12 protein-coding genes are annotated in these 15,156 nt (G+C 65.4%); 9 read left to right on the top strand and 3 right to left on the bottom strand.

Features of this window, described 5'->3' with window-relative positions:
- Positions 1-19: 19 nt before the first annotated feature.
- The 3 genes from ACOXXX_RS00795 to ACOXXX_RS00785 form a co-directional block, all read right to left on the bottom strand.
- Entirely contained in the window at positions 20-1,831 is a 1,812-nt protein-coding gene (locus ACOXXX_RS00795) for an OmpA family protein (RefSeq protein WP_422824634.1), read from the bottom strand.
- A 105-nt stretch (positions 1,832-1,936) separates the two neighbouring features.
- On the bottom strand, positions 1,937-3,199 hold the full coding sequence (locus tag ACOXXX_RS00790; protein ID WP_422824633.1) for a vWA domain-containing protein: 1,263 nt from the start codon (positions 3,197-3,199) through the stop codon (positions 1,937-1,939).
- 47 nt (positions 3,200-3,246) lie between these two features.
- Complete coding sequence (locus tag ACOXXX_RS00785) at positions 3,247-4,152, bottom strand: AAA family ATPase (protein WP_422824632.1); 906 nt, start codon at positions 4,150-4,152, stop codon at positions 3,247-3,249.
- Between the two features lie 228 nt (positions 4,153-4,380).
- On the opposite strand from ACOXXX_RS00785, the gene ACOXXX_RS00780 reads away from it, so the two are divergent.
- The 9 genes from ACOXXX_RS00780 (at position 4,381) to ACOXXX_RS00740 (ending at position 15,127) form a co-directional block, all read left to right on the top strand.
- Complete coding sequence (locus ACOXXX_RS00780; RefSeq protein WP_422824631.1) at positions 4,381-5,412, top strand: glycosyltransferase family 2 protein; 1,032 nt, start codon at positions 4,381-4,383, stop codon at positions 5,410-5,412.
- The gene (locus tag ACOXXX_RS00775) at positions 5,409-6,044 is read left to right on the top strand and encodes a hypothetical protein (protein WP_422824630.1); all 636 of its coding nucleotides are present in this window, start codon (positions 5,409-5,411) and stop codon (positions 6,042-6,044) included. Before ACOXXX_RS00780 ends, ACOXXX_RS00775 begins: the two co-directional genes overlap by 4 nt.
- The gene (locus ACOXXX_RS00770) at positions 6,044-8,437 is read left to right on the top strand and encodes a glycosyltransferase family 2 protein (protein WP_422824629.1); all 2,394 of its coding nucleotides are present in this window, start codon (positions 6,044-6,046) and stop codon (positions 8,435-8,437) included. The genes ACOXXX_RS00775 and ACOXXX_RS00770 overlap by 1 nt, the downstream gene beginning before the upstream one ends.
- Positions 8,438-8,439: 2 nt before the next feature.
- Entirely contained in the window at positions 8,440-9,138 is a 699-nt protein-coding gene (locus ACOXXX_RS00765; protein ID WP_422824628.1) for an FkbM family methyltransferase, read from the top strand.
- 4 nt (positions 9,139-9,142) lie between these two features.
- Complete coding sequence (locus tag ACOXXX_RS00760) at positions 9,143-10,210, top strand: glycosyltransferase family 2 protein (RefSeq protein ID WP_422824627.1); 1,068 nt, start codon at positions 9,143-9,145, stop codon at positions 10,208-10,210.
- 382 nt (positions 10,211-10,592) lie between these two features.
- Positions 10,593-11,555 carry a phosphoadenosine phosphosulfate reductase gene (locus ACOXXX_RS00755; RefSeq protein ID WP_422824626.1) on the top strand — a complete coding sequence of 321 codons (963 nt, stop codon included), beginning with the start codon at positions 10,593-10,595 and terminating at the stop codon, positions 11,553-11,555.
- A 61-nt stretch (positions 11,556-11,616) separates the two neighbouring features.
- Positions 11,617-12,657 carry a dihydroorotase gene (pyrC, locus tag ACOXXX_RS00750; protein WP_422824625.1) on the top strand — a complete coding sequence of 347 codons (1,041 nt, stop codon included), beginning with the start codon at positions 11,617-11,619 and terminating at the stop codon, positions 12,655-12,657.
- A gap of 39 nt (positions 12,658-12,696) precedes the next feature.
- Positions 12,697-13,374, top strand: a complete 678-nt coding sequence (locus tag ACOXXX_RS00745; RefSeq protein ID WP_422824624.1) for an orotate phosphoribosyltransferase — start codon at positions 12,697-12,699, stop codon at positions 13,372-13,374.
- A gap of 247 nt (positions 13,375-13,621) precedes the next feature.
- Positions 13,622-15,127 carry a replicative DNA helicase gene (locus ACOXXX_RS00740; RefSeq protein ID WP_422824623.1) on the top strand — a complete coding sequence of 502 codons (1,506 nt, stop codon included), beginning with the start codon at positions 13,622-13,624 and terminating at the stop codon, positions 15,125-15,127.
- Positions 15,128-15,156: the final 29 nt, after the last annotated feature.

The raw sequence follows: 15,156 nt of genomic DNA, 5'->3' as shown, positions 1-15,156 counted from the left end.
TTCCGTCAGTCAAGCCCGATCAGGTCGCGCCATCCAGCAGCGGCGTGATCCGGCGCACCGCGGCACGGCGGTTGGCGCGTTCGGCTTCGGGGGTACGGATCAGCAGATCGCTTTCACCGTAGCCCTGCACCACCAGGTTTTCCGGCGGCACGTCGAAATACTCCGTCAGCGCCAGCGCGACCGACTCGGCCCGACGGTCCGACAGGGCCAAATTGTAGCTGCCTGCGCCCACCGCATCGGTGTGACCTTCGACCAGGAACACCTCGGACGGGTTGTCAGCGATCATTGCGCGCATGGCGTTGCCCAAGGCGGCGAGTTCTTCTGCCTCTTCGGGCCGGATCACAGCGGAGTTCGTCTCGAAGTTGATCGTATCGACGTTGATTTCCGGCACCAGCTGACGCACCGCGTCGATGTTGCGGATCTGGCTGAGCGAGAACGTGCGGTCGACGTTGGCCGCCTGCGCCGAGGCCAGCGTGGCCGCGAGATCGTCAGGGTCGACGTCGGCAAACTGCACGGTCCGGCGGTCGGTCGTTTGCGGCAGATCGTTGACCACCACGTCTTGCGACGCTTGGGTGTCATCGAACAACACCACGGTAGAGCCGTCTTCCAGCGTCCGCGTCCGGCGCAGAACGCGACCATCGGCGGCACGCACGGTTTCAACCTCGATGCCATCGGTGCGGGTCACGACCGTGCGGGTCGAGCCGTCCGAATAGCGGTAGGTCTTGACGTCCGATCCGGGCTGACGCAGCAGCGCGTCGTCGTTCTTGATGATGCGGTACTGACCGTCCCGTTCGACCACGACGCGGTCACCGGTGTTGGCCGCAACAGTTTCGTTGTTGCGCAGGAGCGACCCGATGGTCACGGCGCCGAGCCCAAGCAAAGCGGCCTTTTCAAAGTTGCTCAACCCATCATCATCGTCGTCGTCATCGGTGTTGCGCGCACGCGCTTCGCCGCGAAGGTCGGTGTCGAACTCCTCGGCCGAGCTGCGGGCAGTTTCCTCGGTTACGGTTTCCTCGACCACCTCGGCCTCTTCCACCTCGCCTTCGCCGCTGGCGGCGAGCGATCCGGTGGCTGCTGCATCGGCTTCGGCCTGTGCTTCGGCCTGCGCTGCGGAGTCCATCGGCTCTGCGTCTTCGGTGGCTGCGGTTTCAGGGGCGGGCTCGTCCGCAGCCGCCGTCTCGGCGGCAGGCTCTTCGGCAGAGCCGCGCAAAGCGTTGCTGCCACGTTCCACCACGGTTTCGTCGGTGGTTCCCTGAGGATCGGCGTCTTGCGCCACGTCCGGCTCGGCCGCCGGGGCGTCATCGGCCATTTCGGCTTCGGCTGCCGGGGCGTTTCCGGCCGGCGCTTCCTCGGCCACTTCCGGCTCGGCTTGCGGTGCCTCTGCGGCGGGTGCCTCTTCGGCAACCTCGGGTTCGGCCGCAGGCGCGTCTTCCGCGACGTCCGGTTCGGCGGCGGGTTCATTCGCGGCAGGGGCGTCTTCGGCGACCTCAGGTTCTGCGGCCGGAGCGTTCTCAGCGGGGGCCTCCTCGGCAACCTCGGGCTCTGCCGCCGGGGCATCCTCGGCAGGCGTTTCCTCCGCGACCTCGGACCCGGCTTCGGCTTCTGGCTGCTCTGCATTGCCGCGCAGCGCGTCCTGAGCCTGATTGACCAGACCCTGACCTTCCTCGGCGGCCTTTTCGGCCTCTTCTTCAAGCTTCAGACGCAGCAGTTCCTCGTCGGTCAACTCCGCGTTCTCGCCATTGTCCTGCTGTGCATAACCGATGGCGGGCGTCACAGACATGCTGATCACCAGCATCATGGCGGTGGTGGATTTCAAAAGTCCGGATGTCATTGGTATCGTCCTTTTCCTTTGCCGCAACGGCGGCTCGGGCAGACAACGCGCCATGTCGTGTAAGGTTTCCCAAAGCCGCAGGCGGACCTTCGCCGATGGCGGCGTTCAGCCGGACAACATACTGATAAGGCGCGCCTTTTCTCCCATGTCATCGGGCCGGGAAATCACCGCCGCCAGATCCTCGAGCGATTTGACCGAATGGCCGGCGCGAAAGCTGTCGACGTGCGGCAGCATCGTGCGGATGCCCGTGGCCTTGGGCGCGAACCCGTCCCACCGCAGCAGCGGGTTCAGCCAGATCAGCCGCCGCGACGACAGATGCAGCCGCTCCATCTCGCGCTCAAGCGCGCCGCTGTCGTCACGGTCCAGCCCGTCGGTGATCAACAGCACCACCGCCCCCTGCCCCATGACCCGACGCGACCAGTCGCGGTTGAAGGCATGCAGGCTCGACCCGATGCGCGTGCCGCCTTCCCAGTCCTGCGCCTCGGCCCCGGCGGCGCGCAAGGCGGCATCGACATCGCGGGTGGCCAGGTGCCGGGTGATGTTGGTCAGCCGCGTGCCAAAGGTGAAGGCATGCACCTTGGCCCAGCCCGCGCCCTTTTCGTTGGCCACCGCATGCAGGAAATGGAGCACCATCCGGCTGTACTGCGACATGGAGCCGGAGATGTCGCACAGTACCACGAGGTTGGGCCAACGCGGGCGCGGCGTCATATGGGCCAGCGCCCGGATCTCTCCGCCCTGACGCATCGCCGCGCGCATGGTGCGCCGCCAGTCGGTCTTGCGCCCGTGCAGCGCCGCCATCCCACGCCGCGACGGGATGGGTTTGACCGGCAGCTTGAGCCGCGCCAGCATGCGCTTGGCCTCGGCGATCTCGGCGGTGGACATCTGTTCGAAATCGAGGCGGCGCAGCTTTTCCTCGGCGGACATGGTGAGCGAAGCATCGACCTCGATCACCGTTTCCTCTTCCTTCTCTGTCTCCGGCGGCTCCGGCAGGTCGGGCTGGTTGCCGTCGAGCAGCGCCTCCGCAGCCCGCTTTTCTGCCGATTGCGCGACCTTTTCCTCCTGCACGCCGCGAATTGCAGGCAGCATCATCGACATCATGTGTTCGAGGTAGCGCGGATCGCGCCAGTAAAGGCGGAAGATCTGATTGAAGACCGCGCGATGCTCGGGGCGGTTCACGAAACAGGCGTGCAGGGTCCAGTAGAAATCGGCCTTTTCGGAAAACCCCGCCGCCTCGACCGCGCGCACCGCGTCGATCACCCGGCCCGGCCCCACCGGCAGCCCGGCCCGCCGCAGGGCCCGGGCGAAATGGGTGATGTTGTCGGCCAGACGCGGATTGTCGGGGATCTCAAGGGGGATCTGTTCAGCCATGGGTCAGCGCAGCCCTTTCTGATCGACGCCTGTTTGCCAGGGGCCCGTCACGCGTCCAACGATGCCTTGGCCTCGTCCAGCAGGCGCTTAGCCTCGGATCCCTGCAGCTTCTGGATGTCGTCCTGATATTTCAGGATCGCGCCCAAGGTGTCGCTGATCACTTCGGGACTGAGGTCGATGACATCCAGCGCCAGCAGGCATTTCGCCCAATCGATGGTTTCCGCCACACCGGGCTTCTTGAACAGGTCCTCGGTCCGCAGTTTCTGCACGAAGGCCACGATCTCCCGGCTGAGCGTCCCTGCCGCCTCGGGGGCGCGGGCGTGCAGAATCTCGATCTCGCGGTCAAATGTCGGATAGTCGACCCAGTGATAAAGGCACCGGCGTTTCAGCGCATCATGCACCTCGCGCGTCCGGTTCGAGGTGAGGATGACGATGGGCGGTTCGGGCGCGGTGATCGTGCCCAGTTCGGGGATCGTCACCTGGAAATCCGACAGCGCCTCGAGCAGGAACGCCTCGAACGGCTCGTCGGTGCGGTCCAACTCATCGATCAGCAGCACCGGCGCGCCGTTCTCATCCGGGCGCATCGCTTCGAGCAGCGGGCGTTCGACCAGGAATTCGTCCGAGAAAAGCTCGGATTGAAGCGCCTTGCGATCGGCCCCGCCCGATGCCTCGGCGGTACGGATGGCGATCATCTGCGCCGGAAAGTTCCATTCGTACACCGCCGATGCGGCATCCAGCCCCTCGTAACACTGCAACCGGATCAGCCGCCGCCCCAGGGATGCCGACAGCGCCTTGGCAATCTCGGTCTTGCCGACGCCTGCCTCGCCTTCCAGAAACAGCGGGCGCCCCAGCTTGAGCGACAGGAACACCACCGTTGCCAGCGCGCGCCCGCAGACATATCCGGTTTCGGCCAGCATGGACTGCACCGCGTCGATGGATGGGGGGATTTGCATGGCCGCTCCTGCTCGTGGTTCGTGTCTTGCTGCACGTCCAAGGACATAGGGTCAATAGCGCCAAGGTCGCATGAGGGCCGCGAAAACCTTGAAAAAGCGCGCCAAAGATTGACGCATCACGGGCAAGATGCGATGATTCGGTCAACAAAATCGTGCTACGTGGGACAAACCCCGGGCAAGAGCGGCGGACAGGCAGACCATGACCCACCCATTGGCGGAGGCGCGAGAATGCGCATAACCGCGATCACCTGCGTCAAGAACGAAGGGCCGTTCCTGCTGGAATGGATCGCCTTCAACCGGCTGATCGGGGTCACGGATTTTCTGTTCTATTCCAACGATTGCAGCGACGGCACCGATGCGCTGCTCGACGCGCTTGCGGCGCGCGGCATGGTGCAGCACCTGCCCAATCCCGCCAAGGGCCGCAACTACCAGATGGAGGCGCTGAAACACGCGCAGAAACAGGAGGTCGTGCAGTCGGCAGACTGGTGCTGGATCGCGGATGTGGACGAGTTCCTGAACATCCATGCGGGCGATCACACGATACCGGCGCTGATTGACGCCTGCGGCGATCCGCAGGCCATATCGGTCACCTTCCAGTTCTTCGCCAACGACGGCGTGCTGGATTTTGACGACCGCCCCGTGATCGACCAGTTCACTCGCTCGCACAATCCCGACCTGTGGTGCGCCGAAAGCGCGATCGAGGTCAAAACACTGGTGCGAAAGGATTTTCCGCTGCACTATTTCGGCGCGCATCGCCCGTTCTTTCGCGACAACCTGCCTTCGGAACAGCGCCCGCGCTGGACCGACGGGTCGGGCCGTGCCGTGCCGCACAAGTTCCTGGTCGCCGCCAACGCCCGCCGGATCCGCAAGTTTCCCGCCGCGGGCGCGCGCGATCACGCGACGCTCAACCACTATGCGCTGCGCTCGCTCGACAGCTATCTGGTCAAGAACGACCGTGGCGACGTCAACCGCGAAGGCCGCGCCTTTGACGACACCTACTGGCGCGAACGCAACGACCCCGCGTGGGAAGATGCCTCGATCCGCCGCTGTCTGCCGGGGATGACAGCGGCGCTGGAGGAGCTCAAGGCCGATCCGGAGATGGCCGGTCTGCACGACACCTGTGTGCGCCTGCACCGCGAAAAATGCGCACAGCTCAAGGCGCAGCCGGCCTATGCCGAGATGTATGCTCAATTGCGCGACGCGCCGCCCTTTCCGCCCGGCGAACACGCGCTGATGCGTGAACTGGGGCTGGTGGCATGACGGTCCGGGTCATTAACCTGGGGCTGCCCAAAAGCGGGACGACGACGCTGGCCGTGGCGCTGGAAAAGGCCGGGCTGACGGTCGCGGATTTCCGGATCCGCCGCGGCAAATGTCCCGATCCGACGCTGGCCGGGTCCTACGTGGGGCGGCAGATGTACGAGGGGTATTTCCAGACCGGCGATCCGCTCGACCGCTTGCAGGGGTTCGACGCGCTGACCGAAATCAGCGTGCTCAGCACCCGGCTCTGTCTCTGGCCGCAGACCGATTTCGGCGTCCTTGACGCGCTGCGCCACCGGCACCCAGACCTGCGGTTCGTCGCCTCGCGCCGCGACGCGCGCGAGATGTCGGGCAGCATGCTGCGCTGGTCCGACCTGGGATCGGACCGTGTGCCGGGCGGCAATATCCCGGGCCTGCCAAAGGGATACGGCGAAACGACGCTGGAACGCGTGCAGTGGATCGAGGCGCATCACGCCTTTCTGCGCCACATCTTCGCAGGCGATGACAGGTTCCTGGAATACGACACCGCCGATGACGCCGCCCCCGCCCTGATCGGCGCGCACCTGGGGCTGGACCTGCCTTGGTGGGGCAAAGCCAACGCCAACACCGACCTGCCCGCGCGCGGTGTCGCCTGATGCGGATCTACGTGCATATCGGCATGGATGCCGAGGTTGCGGACCGGCTGCAGCGGGTGCTTGACGACAAGCGCGACCAGATGGCGGGCAAGGGCGTTCTCTATGCCCGCAGCCCGGGCGCGCGCAATCACACGCGGCTTTTCATGGCCGTGACCGACCCCGCGGCGGTGGACAGCCTGCGCTTCAACCGCGGCTTCATCGCGCCGGACAAGCAGCAGGTGCTTTACGACGAGGTCGCGCGCGGCATCGCGACCGAGGTGGCGCGGGTGCAGCCACAGACGCTCATCCTGTCCGCGCATCAGCTTGGGGTCACCCTGGCCAGCGCGTCGGAACTCCAGCGCCTGCGCGCCCTGCTGCTGCCGCTGTCCGATGACATCCGCATCATCGCCCAGATCGACGATCCGGCGCGCCTGCTGCTGCGCCGCTACGCCGCACAGATCATCGAAGGCCGCGCCGCGCCGCTGAGCCTGGAAACCGGCCTTCTGGACGCGCCCTACTGGTGGGATGCGGCGCTGGCCACGCGCCCGCCGATCGACCCCGCCGCGGGGCAGTTTCACGAGGTGCAGGGCGCGTGCTTCTGGCTCGATACCGCGCGGCTGGTGCGGGAATGGGACGGCGTCTTTGGCGCGGGCGCGACAGAGCTTCACACCGTCGATCCCGCCGCGCTCTGGTCCGATGCGGCAACCGAGGTCCTGCGCGGCCTTTTCGGGATCACCGACACCATCGGCAAGGCGGAACCGGCAAAACCGCCGCGCGCGCCGTCGGCGGCATGGCTGACCCGGGCGCGGCTTTTCAACGATGCGGTGCTGCGGCTGCTGGCGCGTGGCGACCAGATCCTGCCGCGCCCGCTCTGGCGCAAGTTTCTGGGCGAAATCAAGGTGCCGGGCGATCCCGTCGCCCCGGGCAGCCTGTCCGCCGTGTCTCGGCGGTTTCGAACCGACCTCGACGCGCTGGCGCAAGACCATCCCGGCCTCGATCCCGATCTGCTGCGGCCCGACAGCGCCCTGCCCGACTGGGCAGAGGCCGACCCGACGCGCGGCTTCCGCGCCACGCAGTACCTCATGGCGTTCCGCTGGCGCATCCATCAGGCCACCAAGGCCGCGCTGGCCGACAAGGCCGCCGATCTGGCGCAGCTCGATGCCTCGACGACGCCCGCCCGGGCGGAGGAGAAAGCGACCCCGCCCGCCGCGACCGATGTGGACGCGATTCTGTCGCCCTCGGCCCGCAGCCACATGCCCCCGCTGGCCAAGCAGAATTTCGTCAAACTGCAGAAATCCACCTTTGCCCCGCACAACCGGCTGGGCCACGTCAACGAAGAGGAACTGGCCGCCGCCTACACCCCGATGCCGCCGCGCACCCTGCCCGACGGATGCAGCGGCAACGTCATCGTCGGCTGCATGAAGAACGAAGCGCCCTATATCATCGAATGGGTGGCCTATCACCGGGCCATGGGGGTCGATAATTTCCTCATCTATACAAATGGATGCGACGACGGGACCAGCGAAATCCTCGACCGGCTGCAAGCCATGGGCGTCCTGCAGCACCGCAACAACGACGACTGGAAAGGCAACTCGCCTCAGCAATACGCGCTGAACCAGGCGCTCAAGGAACCGGTGATCATCAACGCCCGCTGGATCATCCACATCGACGTGGACGAATTCATGAACGTGCGCTGTAGCAACGGCACGTTGGACGATTTCTTTGACCGCGTTCCCGACGCCACCAACGTTGCGATGACCTGGCGGCTGTTCGGGCACAACGGCGTGCACCGCCTGGCGGACGACTTCGTGATCGACCAGTTCGACACCTGCGCCCCGAAATACTGCCCCAAGCCGCACACCGTCTGGGGGTTCAAGACCATGTTCCGCAACATCGGCGCCTACGAAAAGATCAGCTGCCACCGCCCCAACAAGCTCGACACCGCGTTCGAGGACAAGGTGAAATGGGTGAACGGGTCTGGCGCCGACATGACCCACGAGGTCGCCAAGAACGGCTGGCGCAACTCCAAGAAGACCATAGGCTATGATCTGCTGCAGCTGAACCACTACGCCCTGCGCAGTGCCGAATCGTTCCTGATCAAACGCCAGCGCGGCCGCGCGCTGCATGTGGACCGGTCCATCGGGCTGAACTACTGGATCCGCATGGACTGGTCGGATTTCAAGGACATCACGATCAAGCGCAACATCCCCCGCACCCGTGCCGAATACGACCGCTTGATGGCCGATCCGGAGCTGGCGAAGTGGCACCGGACCGGGCTGGACTGGCATCGGGCCAAAGCGCTGGAACTGCACGCGAATCCCGAATTCGAAGAGCTTTATCAGCAGGCGCTGACCTTGCGTCTGACGGAAACCGAGCGGGTGGCCTATGCCCTCGCCCTCGATATGGAGAGCTGAGCATGGACGGCGCCCCCGCCCCCCGCGACCCCTACCTGCGGTCACGCGGCATGAAAATTCCGAAACATCCGCAGATCACCACTGGCCGCATCCGCGGCGCGCTCAAGGGCGAAACCTACGAACGCAAGGAATGCGACGCGGTCAGCCGCATGGTGCAGGACGGCGATGTCGTGCTCGAACTGGGCGGCGGCATCGGCTACATGTCGACCCTGATCGCCACCAAAAAGAAGGTACAAGCAGTTCATACGTTCGAGGCGAACCCGACGCTCATCCCCTACATCCATTCGGTGCATGCGGCCAATGACGTCACCAATGTGACCGTGCACAACGCGCTTTTGTCCGATGGTCCCGGCGATCCGGTGCCGTTCTACGTGCGGCAGAATTTCCTTGGCTCGTCCATGGACAAATCCATCGACGAGGGCAGCATCGTCAGCACCGAAATGATCGAACAGCGCGACATTCATGCCGTGCTGGACGAGCTGAAACCCGACGTGCTGGTCTGCGACATCGAAGGGGCCGAGGCGCATCTTCTGCCCGCCGCCGATCTGTCGTGCCTGCGGGTCGCCATTGTAGAACTGCACCCGCAGTGGATCGGCCAGACGGGCGTGCAGGCGGTTTTCGACACCATGCACCGGGCAGGCCTCACCTATTTCCCCAAAGCGTCAGAGGCCAAGGTGGTGTCCTTCAGGAAGGGCTGGTAAGCCTTTGAATATCCTGGCCGTTCTTTGCGTGCGGAACGAGGCGGCGTTCCTGCTGGACTGGCTGGCGCATCATCTGGCCTGCGGTGTGACCCATGTGGTCGCCTGTTCGAATGACTGCGAGGACGGCACCGACGCGATGCTCGACCGGCTGGCGGAACTGGGCCATGTCACCCACATCCGCAACGACGGTCCCTACGACAAGGGCGGCATCCAGTTCAGCGCGCTGAAACTCGCCGACAAGACAGATGCCGTGGCGCGGGCGGACTGGATCCTGCCGCTCGACATCGACGAATTCGTCAACATCCACGTGGGCGACCGGACCATTCCAGCGCTGCTGGACGCCCTGCCCGAGGCCACGGCCATCACCCTGACCTGGCGGCTTTTCGGCAACGCCGGTGTGGTTCGCTATGCCGATACGCCGGTGCCGCAGCAATTCACACGCGCCGCACCTGTGGTCATGTACTGGCCCTGGCGGTCGGCGATGTTCAAGACGCTTTACCGCAACGACAGGACCTACCGGAACATCGGCGTCCACCGCCCCCGCAACCCGGTGAAGGACCGCCTGAATGCGGCGCGCTGGTTCGATGGCGAAGGCCGCGAATTGGAGGCGCAATTCGCCACCCGGCGGATTTTTTCGACCTATGGCCGGTCAAACTATGCGCTTGCGCAGCTCAACCATTATCCGCTGTGCGCGATGGAAAGCTATGTGCTCAAGGCTGCGCGCGGGCGCGCGGTGCATTCCGATCACCTGCTGGGGCTGGATTACTGGGTCGAGCGGAATTTCAACACCGACACCGACGACAGCATCCTGGCCCTGGCAGACCGCACCGCGGCGATCCGCGCCGGGTTTGCCGCAGATCCCCAGCTTGGCCCGATGCACGACCGCGCCGTCGCCTGGCGGCGCGCGCGGTTCGACGCGCTGATGCGGCAGGAACCCTACCGCGCGCTTTTCGGGCGTCTGCTGATGACCCCGCCGTCGCGCCCGCTAGCGCCTGACGCCGCGCGGTTCCTTGTCGCCCATGCCACCGCGGCGCGGGACGACACGGGCAAGAACGAGATGCAGACAAATTGAATTGCGCGCGACCGTTCTGAAGCGGACCTTGCGCAACCGGGAGAGGCGCCGCGCCATTGCAGTCGCGCGCGACTGCGATCAGGTCTTTCCGCTCAACGCTTTATGCCGGCCAAGTTCGCACGCCACCCCGGCTAAGCACCAAGCCCACCCAGATCGCAGCCGCGTGAGGGCGCGACTGCAATGGCGCGGCGGCCTTCGGCCTTGATTCCGCGCAGGGTGCTTGGCTCGAACGCCCGCTCGAGGCGGTTTCAAGCCAATCGCATCGCGCAATGACGCCCCCGCAATTACCCTGCATTTGGCGCATTTCCGCCGCAAATTTCCGGCAAATTCCCCTCATAAGACGCCCTGAAAACGGGGCCGCGACGATGAGGACTTGCAGCAGATGGCCGATGCCGACGATTTTCTAGCGCTCGATCTGACGGGCCTGTCCGGGGCCGACTGGCACGCGGCGCTGGCTGATCTGGGCGAAACGCACGGCTTTTACGAACCGCTGGGCAAACGTCATTCCGCGCTTTTCATCGACGAAGGCGACACGCTGTTGGTGACCTTCGAATCCTCTGCCGGGATCCAGACCCTGTCGGACGACGGCGCGCCGCTGGGGTTTGACTTGGTGCGCAGCGATGGCTGGTCGCACCTGTGCGTGATCTGCGACGGCGACACCTGGTTCCGCGACAAACGGGTTTACGGCTTTTTCGACCAGCTGAACGACGACGGGTTCTTTGACGATTTCGAGCGGGTGATCTTTTTCGGCGCGGGGCCCTGCGGCTATGCCGCCGCGGCGTTTTCGGTGGCCGCCCCCGGGGCCACGGTGGTGGCGCTGCAGCCGCAGGCCTCGCTCGATCCGCGGGTGACGGAATGGGACGACCGGTTTGCCGAAATGCGCCGGACCTCGTTCACCGACCGCTACGGATACGCGCCCGACATGCTGGATGCCGCCGACCGCGCGTTTGTGCTTTACGATCCGCGCGAACAGCTGGACGCAATGCATTCGGCGCTGTTCACCCGCCCCAACGTGGCGCGCTACCGGATGTCCTTCATGGGCGGCGCGCTGCAGGCTGACCTGATCGAGCTTGACCTGCTGGCCCCGATCCTGCGCGCCGCCGCCGACGGCCGGCTCACGACGCTGGAATTCGCCGGGCTGATGCGTGCCCGCCGCAGCCACGCCCCCTACCTGCGCAAGCTTCTGGCCCGCCTCGAGGGGCAGGAGCGGTTCGGCCTGGCGGAAATGCTCTGCGTCAACGTCACCTCGCGCCTGCAGGCCCCACGGTTCCGCCGCAGGCTCGAGGCGTTGCGCGCCGCCCGCCGCCTGGCCGAAGCGCAGGCCGACCCGGGCGACGACACCTAGCGCGCGATTGCCGCGCAAAGGCACTGGCGCAGACGGCCCGCGCCATGCTAACGGCAGCGCCATGACCCAACGCCTGACGATCCGCCGCCCCGACGACTGGCACCTGCACCTGCGCGATGGCGCGATGCTGGCCGCCGTCGCCCCCGAATCCGCCCGCCATTTCGCCCGCGCGATCATCATGCCCAACCTCGTGCCGCCCGTCGTGACCGGCGCGCAGGCCGCGGCCTACCGCGATCGCATCCTGTCGGCCCTGCCCGACGGTGCGGATTTCACCCCGCTGATGACGCTGTATCTGACCGAAGAGACCGATGCCGACGATCTGGCCGCGGCGCATGCCTCGGGCCTGATCACGGCGGTGAAACTCTATCCGGCGGGGGCCACGACCAATTCCGCCTCGGGCGTGACGGATTTCGACAAGGTGCGCCCGGTGCTCGAGAGGATGGCCGAGATCGGCTGCCCCCTCTGCGTGCATGGCGAGGTGACGGATCCGGCGGTCGACATCTTTGATCGCGAGGCGGTGTTCATCGACCGCGTGCTCGACCCCATCCGCAGCAAGACCCCCGGCCTGCGCGTGGTGATGGAGCATATCACCACGAAACAGGGCGCCGACTATGCCCGGTCGGGCGGCCCCGATCTGGGCGCCACGATCACCACGCATCACCTGGTGATCAACCGCAACCATATCCTCGTCGGTGGCATCAAGCCGCATTACTATTGCCTGCCCGTCGCCAAGCGCGAGGAACACCGCAAGGCGCTGGTGGCCGCTGCCACGTCGGGCGATGCCAGCTTTTTCCTGGGCACCGACAGCGCGCCGCATACCGATCCGGCCAAGCTCCAGCCCTGCGGCTGCGCGGGCTGCTTCACCGCGCCCAACACCCTGTCGATCCTGGCCGAGGTCTTTGACCGCGAAGGGGCGCTCGACCAGCTCGAAGCTTTTGCCAGCCTCAACGGCCCCGCGTTCTACCGCCTGCCCGCCAACGAGGCGCGGCTGACCCTGACCAAGGGCGATCCGGTCCAGTATCCGCCGCAACTTGAAACCGACGACGGCCCCGTCACCCTTTTCGATCCCGGTTATGCCCTGCACTGGGCGATCCAGGATTAGGCCCCAGCTGCAGCCGCCACGCCCGAACACGAGGTTCCCATGATCCCGACCGCCGCCCCCACGAACGAAGAAATGGCGCGCCTGACCGCGCGCATGCTGCTGGAAATCAAGGCGGTGCATTTCATGGAGGACGCGCCCTTCGTCTTTGCCAGCGGCCAGGCCTCGCCGGTCTATATCGACTGCCGCAAGCTCATCTCGTTTCCGCGCATCCGCTCCACGCTAATGGATTTCCTCACCGCCAAGGTGCTGCGCGACGCGGGATACGAGGCGTTCGACAACGTCGCGGGCGGTGAAACCGCGGGCATCCCCTTTGCCGCGCTGGTGGCCGAACGCATGGCTCTGCCGATGACCTATGTGCGCAAGAAACCCAAGGGCTACGGCCGCAACGCCCGCATCGAAGGGGCGATGACCGAGGGCCAGCGCGTGCTGCTGGTCGAGGATCTGACCACCGATGGCGGCAGCAAGCTGAGCTTTGTCGATGCCATCCGCGAGACCGGCGCCACCTGCGCCCATACGGCGGTGATCTTCTACTACGGCATCTTCCCCGAAACGATCAAAACCCTGGGCGATCACGGTGTCGCACTGCACCACCTGTGCACCTGGTGGGACGTTCTGGCCGAGGCCAAGGCGCAAGGCACGTTCGACCCGAAAACCCTGGCCGAGGTCGAGGCCTTCCTGACCGATCCGCATAAGTGGCGGGAAGTTAACAAGAAATAAAAACTTCTCCCCAGTATGCGGGAGGCGGCGAAAACGACTCAGTCGACGCCACAACATCTTGTAGACATTTTGCCCCCCCATACCCTATTCTGACAGACGAGACTCGCCCGTGACGCGGGGCGAAACTTTTCCCGGCGGTTGTCCACAGGATTGTTCCGGCTAGGGATGGGGCACCGGTTTCGCTAGAAGAACCGGACCGCAGCAGCCCGAACCGGCGCGCGGACATCAGCAGGACAAGGGGCAGGCCATGAACGAGATCACCACATTCAATCCCACCGGACAGGCGGCGGATGCGGAAGTGCGCGCCGCCGAAACCATGCCGCATTCGATCGAGGCCGAGCAGCAGTTGCTGGGTGCGATCCTGACCAACAACGACATCTACGACCGCGTCGCCAGCATCATCGGCGCGCAGCATTTCTATGATCCGGTGCACGCCCGCATCTATGAAATCGCCGCCGCCCGCATCGCCAAGAACAACCTCGCCTCGCCGGTGACGCTCAAGGCGTTCATGGAGGATGACGAGGGCCTCAAGGAACTGGGCGGCCCGGCCTACCTCGCGCGGCTGGCGGGGGCGGCGATCAGCTCCTTCGCGGTGCGCGACTATGCGCAGATGATCTATGACCTGGCGATCCGGCGCGACCTCATCACCCTGGGGCGCGACATCTCAGCCAAGGCCGCCAAGGTCGAGGTCGCGTCCGAACCCAAGGAACAGATCGTCGAGGCGGAACAGGCGCTTTACAAGCTGGCCGAACAAGGTCAGGCCGAGTCGGGATTTCAAAGCTTTCTCAGGGCCGTAACGGACGCGGTTAACGTGGCCAACGCGGCCTATCAGCGCGAAGGCGGGCTGGCCGGCATCTCGACCGGGCTGGTGGACATGGACAAGAAGCTGGGCGGGCTGCACAAGTCCGACCTGCTGATCCTCGCGGGCCGTCCGTCCATGGGCAAGACCTCGCTTGCCACCAACATCGCCTTCAACGTCGCCAAGGCCTACAAGCGCGGCATCCGTCCCGATGGCACCGAAGGCACGATCCAAGGCGGCGTGGTGGGCTTTTACAGCCTCGAGATGAGCGCCGAACAGCTGGCCGCGCGGATCCTGTCCGAAGCCGCCGAGGTGCCGTCGGAAAACATCCGGCGCGGTGACATGACCGAGGTGGAATTCCGCCGCTTCGTCGACGCCGCCAAATCGCTCGAGGCTTGCCCGCTTTACATCGACGACACGCCCGCGCTGCCGATCAGCCAGCTGGCCGCCCGCGCCCGCAGGCTGAAGCGGACGCACGGGCTCGACGTGCTGATGGTCGACTATCTGCAACTGGTGCGCGGCACCGGCCGGTCGGAGAACCGCGTCAACGAGATCTCGGAAATCACCATGGGCCTCAAGGCCATCGCCAAGGAACTCGACATCCCAGTCATTGCCCTGTCGCAGCTCAGCCGTCAGGTCGAAAGCCGCGAGGACAAGCGTCCGCAACTGTCGGACTTGCGTGAATCCGGCTCGATCGAACAGGATGCCGACGTGGTGATGTTCGTGTTCCGCGAGGAATATTACAAGGAACGCGAAAAGCCCGGCGATCACGACCTGGAAAAGATGGCCGCCTGGCAGGAAGAGATGGAGCGTCTGCACGGCAAGGCCGAGGTCGTCATCGGCAAGCAGCGTCACGGCCCCATCGGCACGGTGGAACTGTCCTTCGAAGGCCAGTTCACCCGCTTCGGCAACCTCGTGAAGCCCTGGCAGAACAACGGCGACGCTGAATTCTGACGAAGTGCCCTCGCGGCCCGCGCCTTGGC

It is taken from the genome of Thalassococcus sp. BH17M4-6 (assembly GCF_049323015.1).
GTDB lineage: Bacteria > Pseudomonadota > Alphaproteobacteria > Rhodobacterales > Rhodobacteraceae > Puniceibacterium.
The sequence above is the reverse complement of the archived record's forward strand: the minus strand, read 5'-3'. Positions and strand labels throughout refer to the sequence as shown.

Bases quoted from the DNA above. Each gene is read 5' to 3' on its own strand.
- ACOXXX_RS00745 (WP_422824624.1), top strand. From the start codon at position 12,697: ATGATCCCGACCGCCGCCCCCACGAACGAAGAAATGGCGCGCCTGACC.
- ACOXXX_RS00765 (WP_422824628.1), top strand. From the start codon at position 8,440: ATGGACGGCGCCCCCGCCCCCCGCGACCCCTACCTGCGGTCACGCGGC.
- ACOXXX_RS00770 (WP_422824629.1), top strand. From the start codon at position 6,044: ATGCGGATCTACGTGCATATCGGCATGGATGCCGAGGTTGCGGACCGG.
- ACOXXX_RS00785 (WP_422824632.1), bottom strand. From the start codon at position 4,152: ATGCAAATCCCCCCATCCATCGACGCGGTGCAGTCCATGCTGGCCGAA.
- ACOXXX_RS00755 (WP_422824626.1), top strand. From the start codon at position 10,593: ATGGCCGATGCCGACGATTTTCTAGCGCTCGATCTGACGGGCCTGTCC.
- ACOXXX_RS00780 (WP_422824631.1), top strand. From the start codon at position 4,381: ATGCGCATAACCGCGATCACCTGCGTCAAGAACGAAGGGCCGTTCCTG.
- ACOXXX_RS00795 (WP_422824634.1), bottom strand. From the start codon at position 1,831: ATGACATCCGGACTTTTGAAATCCACCACCGCCATGATGCTGGTGATC.
- pyrC (WP_422824625.1), top strand. From the start codon at position 11,617: ATGACCCAACGCCTGACGATCCGCCGCCCCGACGACTGGCACCTGCAC.
- ACOXXX_RS00790 (WP_422824633.1), bottom strand. From the start codon at position 3,199: ATGGCTGAACAGATCCCCCTTGAGATCCCCGACAATCCGCGTCTGGCC.
- ACOXXX_RS00775 (WP_422824630.1), top strand. From the start codon at position 5,409: ATGACGGTCCGGGTCATTAACCTGGGGCTGCCCAAAAGCGGGACGACG.
- ACOXXX_RS00740 (WP_422824623.1), top strand. From the start codon at position 13,622: ATGAACGAGATCACCACATTCAATCCCACCGGACAGGCGGCGGATGCG.